Source organism: Acinetobacter sp. YH12219 (genome assembly GCF_013417875.1).
Taxonomy (GTDB): domain Bacteria; phylum Pseudomonadota; class Gammaproteobacteria; order Pseudomonadales; family Moraxellaceae; genus Acinetobacter; species Acinetobacter amyesii.
In genome coordinates, this window is sequence record NZ_VPDC01000059.1 from 1 (window position 1) to 2,513 (window position 2,513).

General features: G+C 34.5%; 2 protein-coding genes and 2 pseudogenes. 2 read left to right on the forward strand and 2 right to left on the reverse strand.

Annotation, left to right across the window (positions count from 1 at the left end):
* On the forward strand, positions 1 to 223 hold a 223-nt coding region (locus tag FTV04_RS16675), incomplete at its 5' end, for a hypothetical protein (RefSeq protein WP_218949951.1).
* Positions 224 to 528: 305 nt separating this feature from the next.
* Positions 529 to 1,490: pseudogene (locus tag FTV04_RS16535) on the forward strand (IS30 family transposase).
* A 26-nt stretch (positions 1,491 to 1,516) separates the two neighbouring features.
* Here FTV04_RS16535 and FTV04_RS16540 read toward each other — a convergent pair.
* On the reverse strand, positions 1,517 to 2,353 hold the full coding sequence (locus FTV04_RS16540) for a tetratricopeptide repeat protein (protein WP_180090423.1): 837 nt from the start codon (positions 2,351 to 2,353) through the stop codon (positions 1,517 to 1,519).
* Between the two features lie 56 nt (positions 2,354 to 2,409).
* Positions 2,410 to 2,513, reverse strand: a pseudogene (locus tag FTV04_RS16545) (IS5/IS1182 family transposase); the annotation flags it as partial.

Here is a 2,513-nt window from a genome sequence, read left to right on the forward strand (position 1 = left end):
TGATGAAATACGGTATTCTGATGTGACAAAACCTGAATCCTTTATAGTTGAAGTCTTTGTTAGCACTTACATTTTAACTATTTTGGACTCAGGTTTTTTATTTAAGTCAAACTATGGGACAGCAGTGGCGTCACGCTCCCTTTTTATGCTACTGAATAGCATTATTTTCGCTTTCTACGATTTAAAAAATCTTCGACTTGATCGGCTTTTTTCTCCACGATGACGCGATAAACCCATACAATCAATAACACCAATCCAATAAACCAAAGATAGCGCATCACGCTGTATTTAAGGTGAAGACATAGACTAGAATGTGGTGATCGTAGATACCATCGGAATTCAAATATAAAAGCCTAAAAACAAAAGCGAAGCTATGGTGGAAAGAAAAAAGGCACATATTTTCAAAGTTTAAGTCATTATTCATCGCAGATTCAAATCCCAAGTGCGACACATTTGTAGTTAGTTGAAAAAGTTAGATGTATTCATAGAATCATTAGACTTTTTCAACTCGCAATTGGAAAGCACACAATGAAGAAATACACCCAACTTTCTCAAGATGAAAGATACGAAATTTATGCTACTTTGAAAAGTAAAAGTTCAATCACTACCCTTGCTCGGGAGCTAGGGCGTTCACGATCAACCATCTACCGTGAATTAAAAAGAAATACTGGGCAACGTGGATATAGGGCTCAACAGGCAGCTAAATTTGCAAGTCAAAGACGGTACCGTCCTTCATCATCAATGACAGCATTTGCCTTCGCGTATATTGATTATTTGATTGGCTTGGACTGGTCACCAGAACAAATTTCAGGTGCTTTAACACAACGCAGTTGGCTGGATGCACCTTCACATGAATGGATTTACCAGTACATTTATCAAGATAAATCAAAAGGCGGTAAACTCCATCTACACTTAAGGCATCAGAAGAAATATCGAAAACGAGGTTACAAAAACACGGATCGTAGGGGTCAAATCATTGATAAAACAAGTATTCATTGCCGAGATGAGGTCATTGATAACGACAACGTTTAGGAGATTTCGAAGGTGACACGGTGATTGGTAAGCATCATAAAGGTGCTTTATTAACTCTCGTTGATCGAAAGAGCCTGTACGTACATATTGTTCATTTAGGGCCAACGAGAGCATCCCCTCAAACGATTACTTATGCATTAGATCGTTTACGAATGAGCCATGCTTATAGCGTGACATTTGATAATGGCAAAGAATTTTCCGAACACAAAAGAATTACTGATACCGGCATAGAGGCGTATTTCGCTGACCCTTACAAGTCTATTCAGCGAGCTAGAAATGAAAATACGAATGGTTTAATCCGTCAATATCTGCCCAAATCATCATCGTTTGATGACGTGTCAAACGAACAAATAGAGCAGATAGAATTTGCACTCAACCATCGTCCTAGAAAAACACTAGGTTGGTATACACCGAGTGAAGTTATGGCTGGTTTTTATACTGTTGCACTTGCTGCTTGAATCCGCCATTTTAAAAAAATTTAAAGTCAAATATCACAATCATGGTTTTTTTTACATACTTTATCCCAGTATTCATAATCTTTTGAATTATTTAGTTTTTTATAATAAAGTCTTAAGTTGTAAATAGCATCAGGGTTCCCATTTATTGCTAATGGTTTTATTATTTCAATAGCTGTATTAATATTAGCTCCCACACCATACCCTTTAAAATATAATGTTGCTAATTGGATCTCCGCTAGAGAATAATTTTGATTTGCCGATAAAGTGTACCACTTGAAAGCCTCCTTAAAATCCTTATTAACCCCTATTCCTTCAAAATACATTTGCCCAATATTAAACTGCGCATCTGGATTACCTAGCAAAGCAGCCTTCTTATAATATTTCAGTGCCTTTTCTAAATCTACATCATAACCATAGCCATAATTATACATCACACCTATTAAATTAAAGGCTAGCGCGAAATTATCATTTTCAATCTCCTTAAAAATTGATGCTGCTTCTGTATAATATCCTTGCTCTAATCGAACTCTTCCTACATTATAAATAGCTGGAATATAATTTTCATTTCCAGCTTCAGCATAATATTTTAATGCAGAATCTAAATTTTTATCGACATAAATTCCATTCTCATAAAAATTCCCAAGCTCATTTTTAGCATAACTACTAATATTATTTACGTTTTCTAAAGTTAATAATTTTTTATATGCTTTTTCATACTTTTTCTTTTCAAGCAGACCTTTATACTCATTCAAAATATTTTTTTCTTGCTGTTCGGATAAAATTAATGGTTCAGATGAGCTTGATGAACAAGAGCTTAAAAAAAATACTATAACTAAAGGTAAAAAATATAATCTAAAGTTCATAACTAATCCGTGAATTCAATATCACTTATTTCTTAATATTAGATTTCTTTCATAAGTCATTTTTCACTCAGCTCCAAGTTATAAATTCCAGCAATTAGATTGAATCTTAATGCTAGTCTTTTGCCTCGATTGCGATATCGCTCAGCAAGAATTTTGAAGG